The sequence below is a fragment of the Actinoplanes sp. 13 genome (assembly GCF_056134165.1).
In genome coordinates this window covers 82546-99180 of record NZ_JBVYOQ010000008.1, presented here as the reverse complement: position 1 = coordinate 99180, position 16635 = coordinate 82546, and the positions used below count along the sequence as shown (strand labels likewise).

The window sequence follows — 16635 nt, the reverse complement described above, 5'->3', positions numbered from 1 at the left end:
CGCCCTGACTACGCGATGATCTTGTCCGGTTCGTGGACGTCAGACGAACGACGGGTGCCGATCGGTGTCCGGAGCAGCAGAGCCAGGCTGAACCAGACATAAATGTTGCCGCCGATCAGTTCCAGCGGTGGACGGGGCCGGCTCTCCCAGAGCCAGGTGACGTGCGAGGTCATCACGAGGTAGGCGGAGCCGGCCAGATAGGGGCGGCCGAGCTCCCAGCACCTGATCAGCGCCGGGATCAGCCAGACGCAGTGGTGGATCCACGTGACCGGGCTGATCAGGCACCCCAGCACCCCGGTCAGCGCCAGCCCGCCGACGACGTCCGACGGCGCCGTCCCGACCCGCCAGGCCCAGACCGCCAGCGTTGCCAGCACGCACACCACCCAGAGCGTCGCCTCCACGCTGTCGATCGGCAACCGGGCCAGCAGCCCGCGTTCGGACTGGTTGGAGAGGTAGTGCAGCAGCCCGACCCGGTTGGTGTCCCAGAGCGCCGACGTCCAGAACTCCCGGGACTGGTCGGGGAAGAGCGCGCCGGCCAGCAGGGTGGCGCCGGCCGCCGCGCCGATCGCCGTCGCGGCCGCCCGCCACCGCCGGGTGACCAGCAGGTAGAGGATGAAGACGCCGGGTGTCAGTTTGATCGCCACGGCCAGGCCGATGCCGGCGCCGGCCCATCGGCGGTTCCGGGCGACGCCGAAGAGCATGTCCGCGGCGACCAGCGTCAGCAGGAGAGTGTTCACCTGGCCGAACGTGATCGTCTCGCGGACCGGTTCGAAGCTCAGTGCGAGGCAGAGCGCGACGGCGAAGGCGAACCAGGGGGTCCAGCCCTTGCGCCGGACCAGCGGGCCCACCAGCCACCGGACCAGCAGCGCGGTGGTGACCACGGTGCCGATCGTGGCGATCACCACGACGAGCGGGAACGGCAGGTACGCCATCGGCATCATCACCAGGCCCGCGAACGGCGGATAGGTGAAGCCGTACGGCGTCTCCGGCCGCATCCAGTCGTAGACCATGCCGTCGTCGCGGAACCAGTACTCGACCGCCCCGTAATAGACCTTCGAGTCGAAGAACTCGTTACGGAGCCCGGCCAGAACGATCAGGAGCACCGTGATCGAGGCCAGGCCGGCCACTGTTGCGATTCGCTTCATGCAGCACTTTCCACACTAGATATCCGGCGAGCAGCGTCATCACGATCGCGCCCTGTGTCTTGCTCGCCAACGCCAGGTTGTAACCGTCCGGCAGGCAGAGGGCGGCGGCCACCGCACACGGCGCGACCAGCCAGAGGGTCTCGCGCCGCAGCGTCGCGGCGACGACGGCGAGGGGCCAGAGGGCGTACCAGGGATGGAAGACCGGGGCGAGCAGCACGGTCGCGGCCAGCGCGAACCCCGCGTGCGACAGCGGATCCCGGCGCCGGGCCCGCCACCAGAGCACGACCAGCGTGATCGCCAGCACCACCAGGCCGATGATCCGGCTGACGTCGACCGCTCCCGGCACGCCGAACAGTTCGAGGGTCATCCCGATCGCGGTGGGCGGGGCGGTCCACTGCACCGAGACGCCGCTGCCGGTCAGCCCGGAGATCCAGCCGAGGCCCAGGCCGGAGGCGAGCGACACGACCGCGAGCGCGCCGGCCGCTCCCCCACCGACCGCCGCGACCGCACGCCAGAACCGGCCCGGGTACAGCAGCACGACGAACGGCAGGACGACCACCGCGGTCGCCTTCACCCCGACCGCCAGACCGAGCAGCGCGCCCGCGAGCAGCATCCGGGGCACGGCCGGTGAGGAGGCCGCGATCACCAGCCCGGCGAGCAGCAGCGCGAGCATCACCGCCTCGTTGTGCGCGCCGGAGACCAGGTGGATCGGCACGAGCGGGCAGGCCGGCACCAGCCAGACCGCCCGCGCGGGTGGCACCCCGGCCCGGCGGGCCAGCGCCGGCAGGCAGGCAGCGATTCCCACCACACCGAGCACGGCGATCAGCCGCAGCAGCGCGACGGTCCCGCCGAGCGAGCCGCCCAGCTTCGCGGCCGCCGCGGCGAGCACCAGGAACACCGGGCCGTAGGGGGCCGGGGAGGCGCGCCAGGTCGGTGCGACGGCGTCGGCATAGGGACAACCCAGAAGATCGACACCACCGGCGTACGGGTTGAGCCCGGCCGCCTGCTGCCAGCCCTGACAGGCGTAGGAGTAGACGTCGTAACTGGCCAGTGGCAGACCGGGGAGCAGGGGCGCCGCCCACAGCGCGGCCGTCACGAACGCCCACCGGGTGGACGGGACGTCCCGCCGGCCGGCCCACCAGGCGCCGGTCAGCAGCAGCGTGCCGACCAGCCAGGCCACCGGCAGCAGCACGCCGTCACGCCCGGCGAAAATCGTGGCGGGCGTCACCGTGGGTTCCCACGGGCTCTCCGCACCGCCCTGCCAGGCGGCCACCGCCAGGAGCAGACTGCCTGCCAGCCCCACGTATCGGACGAGGAACGGACGAGGCATGGCGACGACCCTACCGTGACACGCTGCAACCCCCGGCCAACCGGTACTGTCGGCGTGATGTGGGCCCGGCACCGGCTGGAGTGGAGCACCGCGCTGGTGGCGGCGGCTCTCGGCACCGGCTATCTGCTGCTGCCCCCGATGGGCTCGGATCTGGCCGCCCAGAGCGCCCGCGCCGGGTTCTTCGCCGCGCACGGTCTCACCCCGGTCGACCTGCGCTGGTACGCGGGGGTCGAGCAGTTCGGCTACAGCCTGGTCTCCCAGCCCGTGATGGCGCTGCTCGGCGTCCGTGCCACCGGGGTGGTGACGCTCGTCGCGGGTCCGGTGCTGCTGGCGGTGCTGTTCCGGCGTACCGGGGCGGCGCGCCCGTGGCTCGGCGCCGCCCTCGGGACGGTCGGATTCGCCGGGAACCTGGTGAGCGGGCGTGTCACGTACGGCCTCGGGGTCTGTCTGGGAATCGCCGCGTTGACGCTGCTCACCGTGCCGCGGCTGCGCCGCCTGGCCGCCCTGCCGGCCTTCCTCGCCGCAGCGACGAGCCCGGTGGCCGGCCTGTTCACCGGGCTGGCCGGGGTTGCGCTCGCGCTGTCCGGTCGCGTCCGTGCCGGTCTGCTGGTGGCCGTGCCCGCGGCGGTCCCGCTGGCCGTCGTCTCGCTGCTGTTCGGGGACGGCGGGTGGATGAACATCAGCCGCACCGACACCATCCGTGCGGTCGTGACCGGGCTGGTCGTGGCGGTGCTCGTGCCGATCCGGGCGGTGCGGATCGGGGCGGCGCTGGCGTCGGCCGGGGTGCTCGCCGCGGCGCTGATCCACACGCCGGTCGGGTTGAACGCGACCCGGCTGGCGGTGATGTTCGGACTGCCGGTGCTGGCGGCGTACGCCGTCGTGCCGCGCGCCCGGCTGGCGCTTCCGGTGCTTCTCGCGGCGGTCTTCTGGTGGCAGCCGCCGGTGGTGCTCGACGACGTGCGGGACATCGGCAACCCGGCCGCCGACCCGGCCTATTTCGCGCCGCTGCGGGAGCGCCTGGCCGCCGGGACGCTGACCGGGCGGGTGGAGATCCCGCCGACCCGGGCGTACTGGGAGGCCGCCCACATGGGCGAGATCCCGCTGGCCCGGGGCTGGCTGCGGCAGGCCGACATCGACCGGAACCCGCTGTTCTTCACCACGGTGCCGGGGGCCACCGGCACCGGCGTGCCGCTGACCGCGGACAGCTACCGGGCCTGGCTGGCCGAGCAGGCGGTGCAGTTCGTGGCCGTGCCGGACGCCGAGCTCGCGTGGCCGGGGCGGGCGGAGGCGGAGCTGGTGACCGGCGGCCTCCCGTACCTCACGCTGATCTGGGCCGATCCGCACTGGCGGCTGTACGCGGTGGCCGCCCCGCAGCCGATCGTCGCCGCCCCGGCGACGCTGGTCCGGCAGGACGGCGCCGCGATCGTGCTGGACGCGCCCGCGGCCGGCGAGATCGCCGTGCGGGTCCGCCATCACCGCCGGCTGACCGCTTCCGGTGGCGCCGAGGTGACCGCCGACGGCGAGTGGACCCGGCTCCGGGTCCCGGCCGCCGGGCGCTACACGTTGAGCAGCAGCCTGCTCTAGGTCCGTCTCAGTTCGTGCGCCGGGAATCGCGCTCGGCGCGCTTGCGTTCGCGCTGCTCGCGCGTGTAGCGCTTGCGGTTCTCGAGGTCGCGCTTCCACTGCTCACGGGCGAAGTGGTCGGCACCGTGCACCGCACCCTTGGTCTGCGCCGGGCCGATCATCGAGCGGAAGAACCAGTCGTCGAACGTCCGGTGGAACCACGCCGAGAACTTCGACACAGCGCTCTCCTCATCACTTTGTACACAAACCATTGGCACCCCAACTATTGGTAGAGTAGCCGTCGACCTGAGGAGTTGTGCACGTGACTGACCCCCTGGCTCTGGAGCAGCAGGTGTGCTTCGCCCTGTCGGTCGCCGCCCGCAGCGTCGTGGCGATCTACCGCCCGCTGCTCGAGCCGATGGGCCTCACCCACCCGCAATACCTGGTGATGCTCGCCCTCTGGCAGCACGCGCCGCTCTCCGTGCGCCGGCTCAGCGAGCTGCTCCAGCTCGACCCCGGCACCCTCTCGCCGCTGCTCAAGCGCCTCGAATCGATCGGTTACCTGCGCCGCGAGCGGGACCCGGCCGACGAGCGCAGCCTGGCGATCACGCTGACCGCCCGGGGCCGGGAGCTGCGCGCCGAGGCGGAGCGGATCCCGCCCGCGGTGGTGGAGCGGCTGGGCCTGCCGATCGAGGACCTGCGCGGCGTCCACGAGGCGCTGACCCGGGTGATCGCCGCCGCCACCAAGTGATGAATTCGCTGCCCGGAGTGGACCTTACGAGGGACAACCCTGGCGATTGACCGGTTTTCCGGCGCACCTTAAGGACCATGCCGGGACCGGACCGACGGATGTGGATCTGCGCGAACTGCGGCGAGACGAACGTGGTCATGCCGGGGAACTGCTCGGTGTGCGCGCACCCGAGAACGACGGACCGGGAGCTCGACGTGGGGCCGGCCCGCTGGGAGCCGCCACCGGCCCGGCCGGCGCCGCCGCTGCCCGCGCCGTGGGAGCCGGCGGTCGCGACCTGGGAGCCGATCGCGCCGCGGGAGCCGATGCCGACGCAGGAGGTCATGTCCGGCCAGGACCGGCCACCGGGCGCGCAGTGGGAGCCGCCGGGGCGATCCCGCCCGCCCGCGCCGGCACCCGGCTTCCGCGCCGGCCCGCCTTCCGCACCCCGGAACGCGCCGCCCGCGATGCCCCCGCGCCCCCGCGCCGCCCCGCCGGACCCCCCAGGCGCCCGCGCCGACCCGCCGGACTTCACCGGTTCCCGCGCCGACCCGCCCGGGCCCGCGGTCGCCCGCGCCCGCCCGGACGAGCCGTCCGAGCCCACCGTCGTGTGGATACCGGAGCGCGCCGACCGCCCGGTCGCCTGGATCCCCGAACCAGCCGAACCAGCCGAACCCGCCGGGCCCGGCCCGCTCGACCCCGAAGCGCCGCGGCGCAGCCGCCTGGTCCCCGCGCTGCCGGTGGCCGTGCTCGTCGCCGCCCTCGCCGCCGCCGCGCTGCTGGCCGGGCCGCGGCTGCTCCGCTCAGGACCGGGCGCCCAGCCGACCGCGGCCGCCCCCGCCACCACCACCAGGCCCCCGGCGCCCCGGCCCACCCCCACCATCGAGAGCGCCCCGGCCCGGCTGGTGACGGTGGACCCCTCGGTGGCCGACCCGCGGGCCGCGGGCGTCGCCGCGATGTTCGAGACGTACTTCACCGGCATCAACGAGAAGGACTACGAGACGGTCGCCGGGGTCTTCGACCCGTCCGGGGAACTCGACCCCGGCGACCCCGAGCAGATGGCCGCGTTCTCCGACGGCACCGCCACCGCCCGGGACTCCGACGTCGTGCTCCGCCGTCTCACCAGGGCCGGCGGCGGCCGGATGCGTGCCGTCGTGACGTTCCGCAGCGACCAGGAGGCCGGCGACGGGCCCGAGCAACGGCCGGCGGAGACCTGCACGCTGTGGCGGGTGACCTACACGATCAGCGGCAAGCAAGACGCGTACCGGATCGTGCGGGGTGACGGCACGTCCACCCCGTGCTGACCGTCAGGACTCCAGCACCCGCTCCATCGCCGCCCGCGACCGCCGGGTCAGCCGCAGATAACGATCCACGAACTCGCCCGGGTCGCCGCCGCCCATCAGAAGCACCACGCCCGCCAGTTCGTCCCCGTGCCGGGGAAGCTGATCGGTGGGGCGGCCGCGGACCAGCGTGAGCGCGTTGCGCACCTCGGCGGCCAGCGTCCAGCCCGCGGTCATCGCCTCGGCGTCCTGCTGATCCACGAGACCGGCGGCCACCTCCGCCTCGAGCGCCTCGAACGTGCGGGTCCGCCGAAGGCCGGGGAACTCGTGGGCGTACCGCAGCTGAAGCAGCTGGACCGCCCACTCCACGTCGGCCAGACCGCCCCGGCCCAGTTTGGTGTGGGTGTGCGGGTCCGCGCCGCGGGGCAGCCGCTCGGTCTCCACCCGCGCCTTGATCCGGCGGATCTCGATGACCTGCTCGCGGGTGAGCCCCCCGGACGGATAGCGGATCCCGTCGGCCATCTTCTCGAACTCGGCGCCGAGCGACGCGTCACCACAGATGAACCGGGCCCGCAGCAGCGCCTGCGCCTCCCACACCTTCGACCAGCGCGCGTAGTACTGCTGGTACGCCTGCAGGCTGCGGACCAGCGGCCCCTGCCGGCCCTCCGGCCGCAGATCGGCGTCGACGCCGAGGGCCGGGTCGGGCGCCGGGGCCTGCAGCAGCCGGCGCAACTCCTCGGCGATCGCGTGCGCCGCGGGACCGGCCCCGCTGTCCTGCACGCCGGGCGGCGGGTCATAGACGAAGAGCACGTCGGCGTCGGAGGGATAACTCATCTCGTACCCGCCGAGACGGCCCATCCCGATGATCGCGAAACGCATCCCGTCCGGGCCCGGCCTGGCGCGGCAGGCGATCCGCAGCGCCGCGCCCAGCGTGGCGTCGGTGACGTCGGCGAGCGCCACCCCGATCCGGGCGACGTCGAGCGGCCGGTCCGGCGCCAGATCCTCGCCGTTGCGCAGGATGTCGGCGCAGGCGAGCCGGAACAGCTCGCGCCGCCGCAGCGCGCGGACCGCGGAGATCGCCTGGACCGGGTCGCTGTGCCGGTCGCCGGCCGCGGCGAACCCGTCCAGCAGCGACTCCCGCGGGCGGGGCTGCAACTCGTGGTCCTCGGCGAGCAGGCGCAGCGCCTCCGGGTCCCGGGTGAGCAGATCCGTCGCGTACCGGGAGAGGCTCAGCACCCGGGCCAGCCGCCGGGCCACCGGGCCACCGTCGCGCAGCAGCCGCAGGTACCACGGGGTGCTGCCCAGCTTGTCCGAGACGTGCCGGTAGTTGAGCAGCCCGCGATCCGGTTCCGGGGCGTCCGCGAAATCCTGCAACAGCATCGGCAGCAGGGTCCGCTGGATCGCCGCGGTCCGCGTCACCCCGCCGGTCAGCGCCTCCAGGTGCCGCAGCGCGCCACCGGGATCGGCGAAACCGAGGATCTCCAGCCGCTTGCGGGCCGACTCGGGCGTCATCCGCAGCTCCTCGGCGGGCACCCGGGCGACCGCTTCGAGCAGCGGCTGATAGAGCAGCTTGACGTGCAGCCGGCGGACGTTCGCGGCGTGACCCACCCAGTCCGAGCGGAACGCCTCGACCGCGGCCCGGCCCGGCATCGCCGTGTACCCGAGGGCGGCCGCCAGCCAGCGCACTCCGGCCGGATCGTCCGGCACAGTGTGCGTACGCTTGAGTTGTTGCAGTTGAAGCCGGTGTTCGACGCCGCGCAGAAAGCGGTACCCGCGCAGCAACGTCTCGCCGTCCTGGCGTCCCACATAGCCGCCGGCGACCAGGGCGCGCAGCGCCGGAAGCGTCCCCGGCGCCCGCAGCGACTCGTCCACCCGGCCGTGCACCAGCTGCAGCAGCTGCACCGCGAACTCGATGTCGCGCAGCCCGCCCGGACCCCGCTTGATCTCCCGGTCCAGTTCCTTGGGCGGCACGTTGTCGATGATCCGGCGGCGCATGTCGCGGACGTCGGCGACCGCCTCCGGGCGCTCCGCGGCATGCCAGACCAGCGGCGCCAGATCCGCGATCCACTCCTGCGCCAGAGCCAGGTCGCCGGCGGCCGGCCGCGCCTTGAGCAGCGCCTGGAACTCCCAGGTCCGGGCCCAGCGCCGGTAGTACGCCTGGTGGCTGGCGAGTGTGCGGACCAGCGGGCCACGGCTGCCCTCCGGCCGCAACGCGGCATCCACCGGCCAGGCCACCTGCCCGCAGATCTCGATCAGCCGGGCCGCGACCGTGGTGCCCGCGCTCAGATCCTCGTCCCCGGCGGCCACGAAGATCACATCGACGTCGGAGACGTAGTTCAGCTCGTTGCCGCCGCACTTGCCCATCGCGACGACCGCCAGCCGCGGCTCCGGCGTGCCGGCCGGCAGACCGGCCACCGCGATCGCGTAGGCCGCGGCCAGCGTCTCGTCCGCCAGCCGGGAGAGGGCGGCCATGGTGGGCTCCAGCCCTCTGCCGCCGGTCAGGTCGGCTGCGGCGATGCGCAGGAGCGAGATGCGGTACGCCCTCCGCAGCGCCGGGACGGTCAGCTCGCCCCCGTCGATGGTGCCGCTCGGCGCGCTCCCGCCGCTGTCGCTGCTCTTACCGTCGGCGCCGCTCGAGCCGCCCGCGCCGCTCTCCGTCAACGCCAGGCCCCCCTCGGCGTCCGGCGGAAGGCCGCTGCGGCCGGTGGCGAGCGTGCGCCACTCGTCCGGGTTGGCCGCCAGGTGGTCGCCGAGCGTCGACGAGGCGCCCAGCACCGCGATCAACCGGCGGCGCAACCCGTGGTCGGTGTGCAGCGCACCGAGCAGCTCGCCGGTGGCCGCGTTGCTGATCAGCGGTCCGCCCGGGCCCGGCCGGTTCCCCCCGGCCCGCTCCGCCGCCCGCCCCACCGCGTCGACCAGCCGGTGCAGCTGGCGCAATGCCAGGTTCGGGTCGGCGGCCCTGGAGAGCGACTCGAGCAGTTCGGCGGCGGTCCCGTCCGCCGGGCCCTGCGTGCCGGCGTCCCACAGTCGCAGGCCCTCGGCGCCGAGCAGGTCGGTGGCCCGGGCGCCGTTGTCGGCGAAGCCGTACCGGGCCAGCCGGGTGGGCCTGGTCATCACTGCCCCAGCAGCGGCAGGGTCCGGCCGGTGCCGGGATTGGGGATGTCGGCGCCGGGCAGCGTGCCCAGCGCCAGCGAGGCGAAGCGAACCGCGAACGGCTGCCACACCTCCTCCACGTCGGCCAGCGTCGCGGCCACCGCGGCGGTCACCAGCTCCGGGTCGTAGCCCAGCTCATCCAGCTCGGAGCCGCCGATCCGGGTCCAGTCGGCGAACATGTCGGCGTCACACTCGATGTGGAACTGCAGACCCCAGGCCCGGTCCCCGATCCGGAACGCCTGATGCGGGTAACGGCTGGAGGCGGCGAGCAGCACCGCGTTCATCGGCAGCTCGGTGATCTCGTCACGGTGCCACTGGACCACGTCCGGCAGCAGCGGAACCCACTTGAACAGCGGGTCGGAGTCGGCGGCGTCACGCTTGCCGACCAGGCCGGGACCGATCTCCGGCCCGGAGGTGCTGCGCTCGACCGACCCGCCGTGCGCGACGGCGAGCAGCTGGGCGCCCAGGCAGACCGCGAGAGTCGGCACCCGGTAGCGGACCGCCTTGCGCAGCAGCCCCTCCAGCGCCGGGAACCAGGGGGCGCCGGGCTCGCCGGCGGCGTCCGGGTAGGCACTCTGATCACCGCCGAGCACGATCAGGGCGATGTGCCCGTCGAGGTCAGGCGGAAGGGTGTCGCCGGCGTACGGCCGGAGGACGGTGACCTCCAGGCCGGCCTCGTCCAGCCAGTCGCCGAGACGCCGGAGGTCGTCGGTCGGATCGTTCTCGATGACAAGTGCGGTGCCCACGTGTCGAGGCTAGCGGACCGGTCCGGCCGGCTGCCGGGGTCGCTGTGTCCGGCGGAGATCCCCTGACCAACAGGATGGGGGACGCCATCCCGTCGGCACTCGACCCAGGCGGAGCTGCTGGGGGACGCTTTGGTGCGTACAGAAAAAAGAAGCGCGGGCGAAGGCAGTCAGCCTTCGCCCGCGCGGTGTGCCTCGTCAGGAGATGCAGGCGCAGACGATCAGGGCCGCGCCGAAGTGCGAAGCCGCGCTGACCAGGGCGCCGCCGTGGCGTTCGGGAGTGCAGATGACCTCGCCGAGCTTGCCGGGGGTCATCCAGTCGAGCACCAGGAACGCCATGCCCATGATGCCGATGCCGATCAGGCCGAACAGCAGCGTCGAGGCGACGCCCTGGCCGAACGACTCGTAGCTCGTGAAGATCGCGGTGAACACGATCGCCGCGATGCCGAGCTGGTTGGCGGCCAGCAGGAGCGCGGCGTTCGGGTTGCGCTCCGCGAAGATCAGGTCTTTCAGCTTGCCCGGGGTGAGCAGGTCGACCAGCACGTAGCCGACGGCCATCAACCCGATGCCGATCAGCCCGAACACGATGCTGCGCCCGGCGCCCTCCAGCAGATCTTGCAGCACGGCCTTCTCCTCTGTCGCGTGTTATCCGGTCAAGACCGTAGCGGAGTCGATCTACTAGAGCGCGCCGAGATAGCGCTGACGCTCGTACGGTGTGACCTCGCGCCGGAATTGTTCCCACTCGGCGCGCTTGTTCCGCAGGAAGAAGTCGAACACGTGCTCGCCGAGCACCTCGGCGATGAGTTCGCTGCCGGACATCACGTCGATCGCCTCGGACAGGTTCTCCGGCAGCGCGTCGTAGCCCGCCGCCTTCCGCTCGGCCGGGGAGAGCGACCACACGTCATCCTCGGCGCCGGGCGGCAGCTCGTACCCTTCCTCGATGCCCTTGAGACCGGCGCCGAGCATCACCGCGAAGGCGAGGTACGGGTTGGCCGCGGAGTCGATCGAGCGGACCTCGACGCGGGCCGAGTTGGGCTTGCCGAACGCGGGGACGCGCACCAGCGCGGACCGGTTGAGGTGGCCCCAGCTCACGAACGCCGGCGACTCGGTGATCCGGTCCGGCAACTGGAGCGGGAACAGCCGCTTGTACGAGTTCACCCACTGGTTGGTGACAGCCGTGTACTCCCGGGCGTGCACGAGCAGACCCGCGATGAACGCCCGCGCCGTCTTGGACAGCTTCTGCGGGTCCTCGCTGTCGTAGAAGGCGTTGCGCTCGCCCTCGAACAGCGACAGGTGGGTGTGCATGCCGGAGCCGGGCTGGTCGGTGTACGGCTTCGGCATGAAGGTGGCCCGCACCCCCTGCGAGAGCGCCACCTCCTTGACCACGTGCCGGAACGTCATGATGTTGTCGGCGGTGGTGAGCGCGTCCGCGTACCGCAGGTCGATCTCCTGCTGGCCGGGCGCGACCTCGTGGTGGCTGAACTCGACCGAGATGCCGATCCGCTCCAGCGCGAGCACGGCCTGGCGGCGGAAGTCGCGGGCCACGGCGTGCGTGGTGTGGTCGAAGTAGCCGCCGGTGTCCACCGGGATCGGCACCGAGCCGTCGTGCGGCCCGTCCTGGATCAGGAAGAACTCGACCTCGGGGTGGGTGTAGAAGGTGAAGCCCTTCTCGGCGGCCTTGGCGAGGGCGCGGCGCAGCACGTGCCGCGGGTCGGCCCAGGCGGCGTTGCCGTCGGGCAGCAGGATGTCGCAGAACATCCGGGCGCTCTCGCCGCTGACGCCGCCCTCGAACGGGAAGACCTGGAAGGTGGTCGGGTCCGGCATGGCGACCATGTCCGACTCGTAGACCCGGGCGAAGCCCTCGATCGCCGAGCCGTCGATGCCGATGCCCTCCTCGAAGGCGGACTCGAGCTCGGCCGGGGCGACCGACACGCTCTTCAACGTGCCGAGCACGTCGGTGAACCAGAGCCGGACGAAACGGATGTCGCGTTCCTCGAGCGTGCGAAGCACGAACTCCTGCTGACGATCCACTGCCACCCCTCGTCCTCCACACCTGCCTATCGAGCCGAGACTACGCTGACCACCCCCTGTGACGTCGGCCCGGGTCAGGATCGAAAGCCTCCGACAGGGGGAAGAATGTCGGCCATGCCCACGCTGCGCATCGCCCTGGCCCAGGTGAACTCGACAGTCGGTGACATTCCCGGCAACGCGGCGGCGGTCCGCCGCTGGTCACGGGCGGCAGCCGACGCGGGGGCGAACCTGGTGGCGTTCCCCGAGATGATGCTGACCGGCTATCCGATCGAGGACCTGGTCTTCCGGAACTCGTTCGTCGAGGCGTCCCGGACGGCGCTGCGCAAGCTCGCCGCGGACCTGGCCGCCGACGGGCTGGGCGACCTGGCCGTGGTGGTCGGTTACGTGGACGCCGACGGCCCGCCCGCCACCAGCGCCGACGCGGTGCCCGGCAGCGGGCGGCGGGACGCGTCCGCGCTGCTGCACGGCGGCGAGGTGGTGGCCACCTACTTCAAGCACCACCTGCCGAACTACGGGGTGTTCGACGAGGACCGCTACTTCGAGCCGGGCGACACGCTGACCGTGGTGCGGCTCGGCGGGGTGGACGTGGCGCTGACCGTGTGCGAGGACATCTGGCAGGCCGGCGGCCCGTTCACCGCGGCGCGCCGGGCCGGCGCCGGCCTGGTGGTGAACATCAACGCCTCGCCGTACGAGCTGAACAAGGACGACGTCCGCCTGCCCCTGGTGCAGCGGCGCGCGGCGGAGGCCGGGGCGACGGTGGCCTACGTGAACGCGATCGGCGGCCAGGACGAGCTGGTCTTCGACGGGGACTCGATCATCGTGTCGCCGGACGGGGAGCTGCTGGCCCGGGCCGGGCAGTTCACCGAGGAACTGCTGGTCCACGACCTGGACCTGCCGCTCGCCGACGCCGCACCCAACCGGGAGGGCTCGACAGATGCGGCGAAGCCCGAGGTCGAGCAGACGATCGCTGACGACATGGGCATCCAGCGCGCCGAGGTCGCCCTGAACCTCGGGAAGCCGGGACAACGGATCGACGGTGGCATCGCCGACCGGATCGCCGACGAGGAGGAGATCTGGACCGCCCTGACCATGGGCCTGCGGGACTACGTCGACAAGAACCGCTTCCCCTCGGTGATCCTCGGCCTCTCCGGCGGCATCGACTCCGCCGTGGTCGCCGCCATCGCCGTCGACGCCCTCGGCCCGGACCGCGTCGTCGGCGTCTCGATGCCCAGCGGGTACTCCTCCGGGCACTCCCGCGACGACGCCGCCGACCTGGCCGCGCGCACCGGCCTCGACTACCGCTCGGAGCCGATCCAGCCGATGGTCGACGCGTTTCTCGCGAACATGTCGCTCTCCGGCCTGGCCGTGGAGAACCTGCAGGCTCGGGTCCGCGGGGTGATCCTGATGGCGCTCTCCAACCAGGAAGGCCATCTGGTGCTGACCACCGGCAACAAGAGCGAGATCGCGGTCGGGTACTCCACGCTCTACGGTGACAGCGTCGGCGGCTTCAACCCGCTCAAGGACGTGCCGAAGACGATGGTGTGGCAGCTGGCCCGCTGGCGGAACACCCGGCCCGGCACCCCGCCGATCCCGGAGAACTCGATCACCAAGGCGCCCAGCGCCGAGCTGCGCCCGGACCAGAAGGACTCCGACTCGCTGCCCGACTACGCGATCCTCGACCCGATCATCAAGGGTTACGTGGATCACGACCTCGGGCGGGACGAGCTGATCGCGGCCGGCAACGACGCGGCGCTGGTCGACCGGGTGCTGCGGATGACCGACATCGCCGAGTACAAGCGCCGCCAGTCCGCTCCGGGCACCAAGATCTCCGGCAAGGCGTTCGGCCGCGACCGCCGTCTGCCCATCACGAACGCCTTCCGCGAAGGGTCGTGAAACCCTGGTTCCGGGGTGCAGAATGGGCGGCACCCGGGGACCGCATCCGCGCGGCCTCGAGGGAGGAGACCGTCATGTCCGAGATCCCCACGCTGTACGGTGGTCCGCCGACCCGCAGGGTCCGCACCCGCGACCTGATCAACGCGAAGGCCCGCGGCGACCGGTGGCCGATGCTCACGTCCTACGACATGTACACCGCTTCGATCTTCGACCAGTCCGGCGTGCCGGTGCTGCTGGTCGGCGACTCCGCGGCGAACAACGTCTACGGCCACGAGACCACCCTGCCGGTCACGGTCGACGAGATGCTGCCGCTGGTCAAGGCCGTGGTCCGGGCCACGAAGACCGCGCTGATCGTCGGTGACCTGCCGTTCGGCTCCTACGAGGAGGGCCCCACCCAGGCCCTGCGCACCGCCGTCCGGTTCATGAAGGAGGGCGGCTGCCACGCCGTCAAACTCGAGGGCGGCCGCCGGGTGGCGCCGCAGATCGAGGCGATCACCGGCGCCGGCATCCCGGTGATGGCGCACATCGGCTTCACACCGCAGCGTGAGCACACCATCGGCGGTTACCGCGTGCAGGGCCGCGAGAACGAGGGCGCCGAGGTGGTGGCGGACGCCCGGGCGGTCGCCGACGCGGGCGCCTTCGCGGTGGTCCTGGAGATGGTGCCGGGCGAGGTCGCCAAGCTGATCACCAAGGAGCTGCACATCCCCACGGTGGGCATCGGCGCCGGTCCGGACACCGACGCCCAGGTGCTGGTCTGGCAGGACATGGCCGGGCTGCGCACCGGCAAGGCACCGCGCTTCGTGAAGCGTTACGCCGATCTCGCCGGCACACTGACCGAGGCGACACGCCAGTTCGCCGCGGAGGTTCGCGGCGGCGAGTTCCCGGCCGCGGAGCACACCTTCTAAAAACCCTGTTCTGGTACGAGCCGGCCCGGTCCCGAGCCTACGGGCCGGGCCGGCTGCCGTCCCCGGCCTCATCGCGCCCGTTCCGGGCGGACCTGCCACGGCGCGCCCACCCCGCGTGTGAAGTTGAGGCGCGCTCCGCGCCTCAACTTCACACAACCGCCCGCCGCCTCCCCATACTCAGCTGCCCGTTATCGCGCGCCAGCCCACGTGTGAAGTTCGGGTGCGTAGCGAACCGCAACTTCACACAACCGGCTGCCGCCTTCCTCGTGTGAAGTTCGGGTGCGTACCGAACCGGAACTTCACACGCGGGTCAGGGGTATTCGAAGCGGACTGTGCGGGTGGTGGGGTCGGCGGTGGTCAGGCGGACCTCGATGCGGTGCCCGAGCGGCAGGTCGCCGAAGCACTTCGCCCGGACCGCCGGCTCGTCCAGGGCCACCGTGCCCTGCGGCGGGCGCTTCCCGTTGCCCTCCTCCACGTCCACGACCGCCACCTCGAACGTCTCCCCGACCCGGTGCTCCAGCAGGACCGCCTCGGCCAGGTCGATCGCGCCGCGGTCGGCGGCGGACGCCACCCGGTCGGTGCTCGACATTGCCTTCGGCAGGCGCGGCAGTGCCTCGGCGGCCCACTCGGGGACCGGGCTTCGCGCGTACGCCGCAAGGCAGATCTCCGTCGCATAGCGGTCAGCGAGCCGCCGCAACGGCGCCGTGACGTGCGCGTAGGGAGCGCCCACCCCGCCGTGCCCGGCATCCGCGGGCGGCGGTGTGCCGGGGCCGAAAGCCGTGTAGGCCGCACCGCGCAGCAGCTCGGCAGCCTGATCGAGAAAAGCCGCGCCGCGCGGGCTGCCCGGATCCACCGAACCCACCACCGCACCCACCGTCGCGCCCTCGGGCCACCCCACGCCCAGCGGCCCGGCGGCCGCCCGCAGCTTCGCCACCGCCTCCGGCTTCGGGGCCGGCATCGTCCGTAACAGGCCGATCCCGGCGTCCAGCATGATCTGCGCCGCGGCCATGCCGGTGAGCAGCGAGATCTGCGCGTTGTGCTCCTCCACCGGCAGCGGCGCCCGCAGCACCAGCCGCCAGCCGTCGCCGTCCCGTTCGACCTCCTGCGCCGGCAGCGGCAGGTTGACCGCGCCCCGGTCGGCCGCCCGCCGGGCCAGCAACGTGCCGATCTCCGGCAACAGAACGATCGACTCGTCCGCGGTCCCGGCGTCGAGCTGCCGCTGCACACCCTCGTAGTCCAGCTTGGCGCGGCTGCGCACCCGGGCCCGCTCCACCTCGACGGCGGCCGTCGCTCCGTCCGCGTCCAGGTCGATCGTCCAGAGCACGGCCGCCCGGTCACCGCCCGGCAGCAGGCTGACGGCGTCCTCGCTGAGCACCGGCGGGTGCAACGGGATCCGCCCGTCGGGCAGATAGATGGTCTGGCCGCGCACCCAGCTCTCGGCCTCGAGCGGCCCGCCCGGGCGCACGTAGGACGCGACGTCGGCGATCGCGTACCGCACCCGGTAACCGCCGTCCGCCCGCCGGCTCAGGTGCATGGCCTGGTCCAGGTCCCGCGACGTGGCCGGGTCGATGGTCACGAACGGGATGTCGGTGCGGTCGGTCACCGGCAGCGGCGTGGTGCGGGCGGCGTCCTCCGCCTCCGCGAGCACCGCTTCCCCGAACTGCTCCGGCAGGTTCTGCTCGCGCCGCAGCACCGAGAAATCGATCTGCGGGGCCAGCACCACTTTGATCGGCACGGGTCATTCCTACCAGGGGTACGCGCGGAAGCGGGCCACACCGGTCGGCGTGGCCCGCTCGCACTGTCCTGTCGTCCCGCTCCGCTCCCCCGTCGTGGCCGTTGCTCGCGCTACGGCCACGACCGGGTCAC

13 protein-coding genes are annotated in these 16635 nt (G+C 72.7%); 5 read left to right on the top strand and 8 right to left on the bottom strand.

The window, feature by feature from the left end; translation table 11 throughout:
• Positions 1-8: 8 nt before the first annotated feature.
• Positions 9-1145 (bottom strand): glycosyltransferase 87 family protein, encoded by a 1137-nt coding sequence (locus AC0NH5_RS18650; protein WP_474405338.1) that lies wholly within the window; start codon positions 1143-1145, stop codon positions 9-11.
• A complete protein-coding gene (gene mptB / locus AC0NH5_RS18645; RefSeq protein ID WP_474405337.1) occupies positions 1072-2475 on the bottom strand; it encodes a polyprenol phosphomannose-dependent alpha 1,6 mannosyltransferase MptB in 1404 nt (467 codons plus the stop codon). The genes AC0NH5_RS18650 and mptB overlap by 74 nt, the downstream gene beginning before the upstream one ends.
• A gap of 57 nt (positions 2476-2532) precedes the next feature.
• Between mptB and AC0NH5_RS18640 the strand changes: the two genes are divergently transcribed.
• Positions 2533-4059, top strand: a complete 1527-nt coding sequence (locus AC0NH5_RS18640) for a hypothetical protein (protein WP_474405335.1) — start codon at positions 2533-2535, stop codon at positions 4057-4059.
• A 7-nt stretch (positions 4060-4066) separates the two neighbouring features.
• On the opposite strand, the gene AC0NH5_RS18635 is transcribed toward AC0NH5_RS18640, so the two are convergent.
• A complete protein-coding gene (locus AC0NH5_RS18635) occupies positions 4067-4276 on the bottom strand; it encodes a hypothetical protein (RefSeq protein ID WP_474405333.1) in 210 nt (69 codons plus the stop codon).
• 83 nt (positions 4277-4359) lie between these two features.
• On the opposite strand from AC0NH5_RS18635, the gene AC0NH5_RS18630 reads away from it, so the two are divergent.
• Positions 4360-4788: a MarR family winged helix-turn-helix transcriptional regulator gene (locus tag AC0NH5_RS18630; RefSeq protein ID WP_474405331.1), complete on the top strand. Its 429-nt coding sequence runs from the start codon at positions 4360-4362 to the stop codon at positions 4786-4788.
• A 77-nt stretch (positions 4789-4865) separates the two neighbouring features.
• Complete coding sequence (locus AC0NH5_RS18625; RefSeq protein WP_474405330.1) at positions 4866-6068, top strand: hypothetical protein; 1203 nt, start codon at positions 4866-4868, stop codon at positions 6066-6068.
• A 3-nt stretch (positions 6069-6071) separates the two neighbouring features.
• Here the strand turns inward: AC0NH5_RS18625 and AC0NH5_RS18620 are convergent, their stop codons facing one another.
• The 4 genes from AC0NH5_RS18620 to glnA all read right to left on the bottom strand — a co-directional run bounded on the left by AC0NH5_RS18620 (position 6072) and on the right by glnA (position 11971).
• A complete protein-coding gene (locus AC0NH5_RS18620; RefSeq protein ID WP_474405329.1) occupies positions 6072-9158 on the bottom strand; it encodes a bifunctional [glutamine synthetase] adenylyltransferase/[glutamine synthetase]-adenylyl-L-tyrosine phosphorylase in 3087 nt (1028 codons plus the stop codon).
• Entirely contained in the window at positions 9158-9943 is a 786-nt protein-coding gene (locus tag AC0NH5_RS18615; protein ID WP_474405327.1) for a type 1 glutamine amidotransferase, read from the bottom strand. Before AC0NH5_RS18615 ends, AC0NH5_RS18620 begins: the two co-directional genes overlap by 1 nt.
• A 195-nt stretch (positions 9944-10138) precedes the next feature.
• Positions 10139-10564 carry a DUF350 domain-containing protein gene (locus AC0NH5_RS18610; RefSeq protein ID WP_474405325.1) on the bottom strand — a complete coding sequence of 142 codons (426 nt, stop codon included), beginning with the start codon at positions 10562-10564 and terminating at the stop codon, positions 10139-10141.
• Between the two features lie 54 nt (positions 10565-10618).
• Positions 10619-11971: a type I glutamate--ammonia ligase gene (glnA, locus tag AC0NH5_RS18605; protein ID WP_474405688.1), complete on the bottom strand. Its 1353-nt coding sequence runs from the start codon at positions 11969-11971 to the stop codon at positions 10619-10621.
• 114 nt (positions 11972-12085) lie between these two features.
• On the opposite strand from glnA, the gene AC0NH5_RS18600 reads away from it, so the two are divergent.
• Positions 12086-13864, top strand: a complete 1779-nt coding sequence (locus tag AC0NH5_RS18600; RefSeq protein ID WP_474405323.1) for an NAD+ synthase — start codon at positions 12086-12088, stop codon at positions 13862-13864.
• 74 nt (positions 13865-13938) lie between these two features.
• Positions 13939-14769, top strand: a complete 831-nt coding sequence (panB, locus tag AC0NH5_RS18595; RefSeq protein WP_474405321.1) for a 3-methyl-2-oxobutanoate hydroxymethyltransferase — start codon at positions 13939-13941, stop codon at positions 14767-14769.
• Between the two features lie 310 nt (positions 14770-15079).
• On the opposite strand, the gene AC0NH5_RS18590 is transcribed toward panB, so the two are convergent.
• On the bottom strand, positions 15080-16504 hold the full coding sequence (locus AC0NH5_RS18590; RefSeq protein WP_474405320.1) for an RNB domain-containing ribonuclease: 1425 nt from the start codon (positions 16502-16504) through the stop codon (positions 15080-15082).
• Positions 16505-16635: the final 131 nt, after the last annotated feature.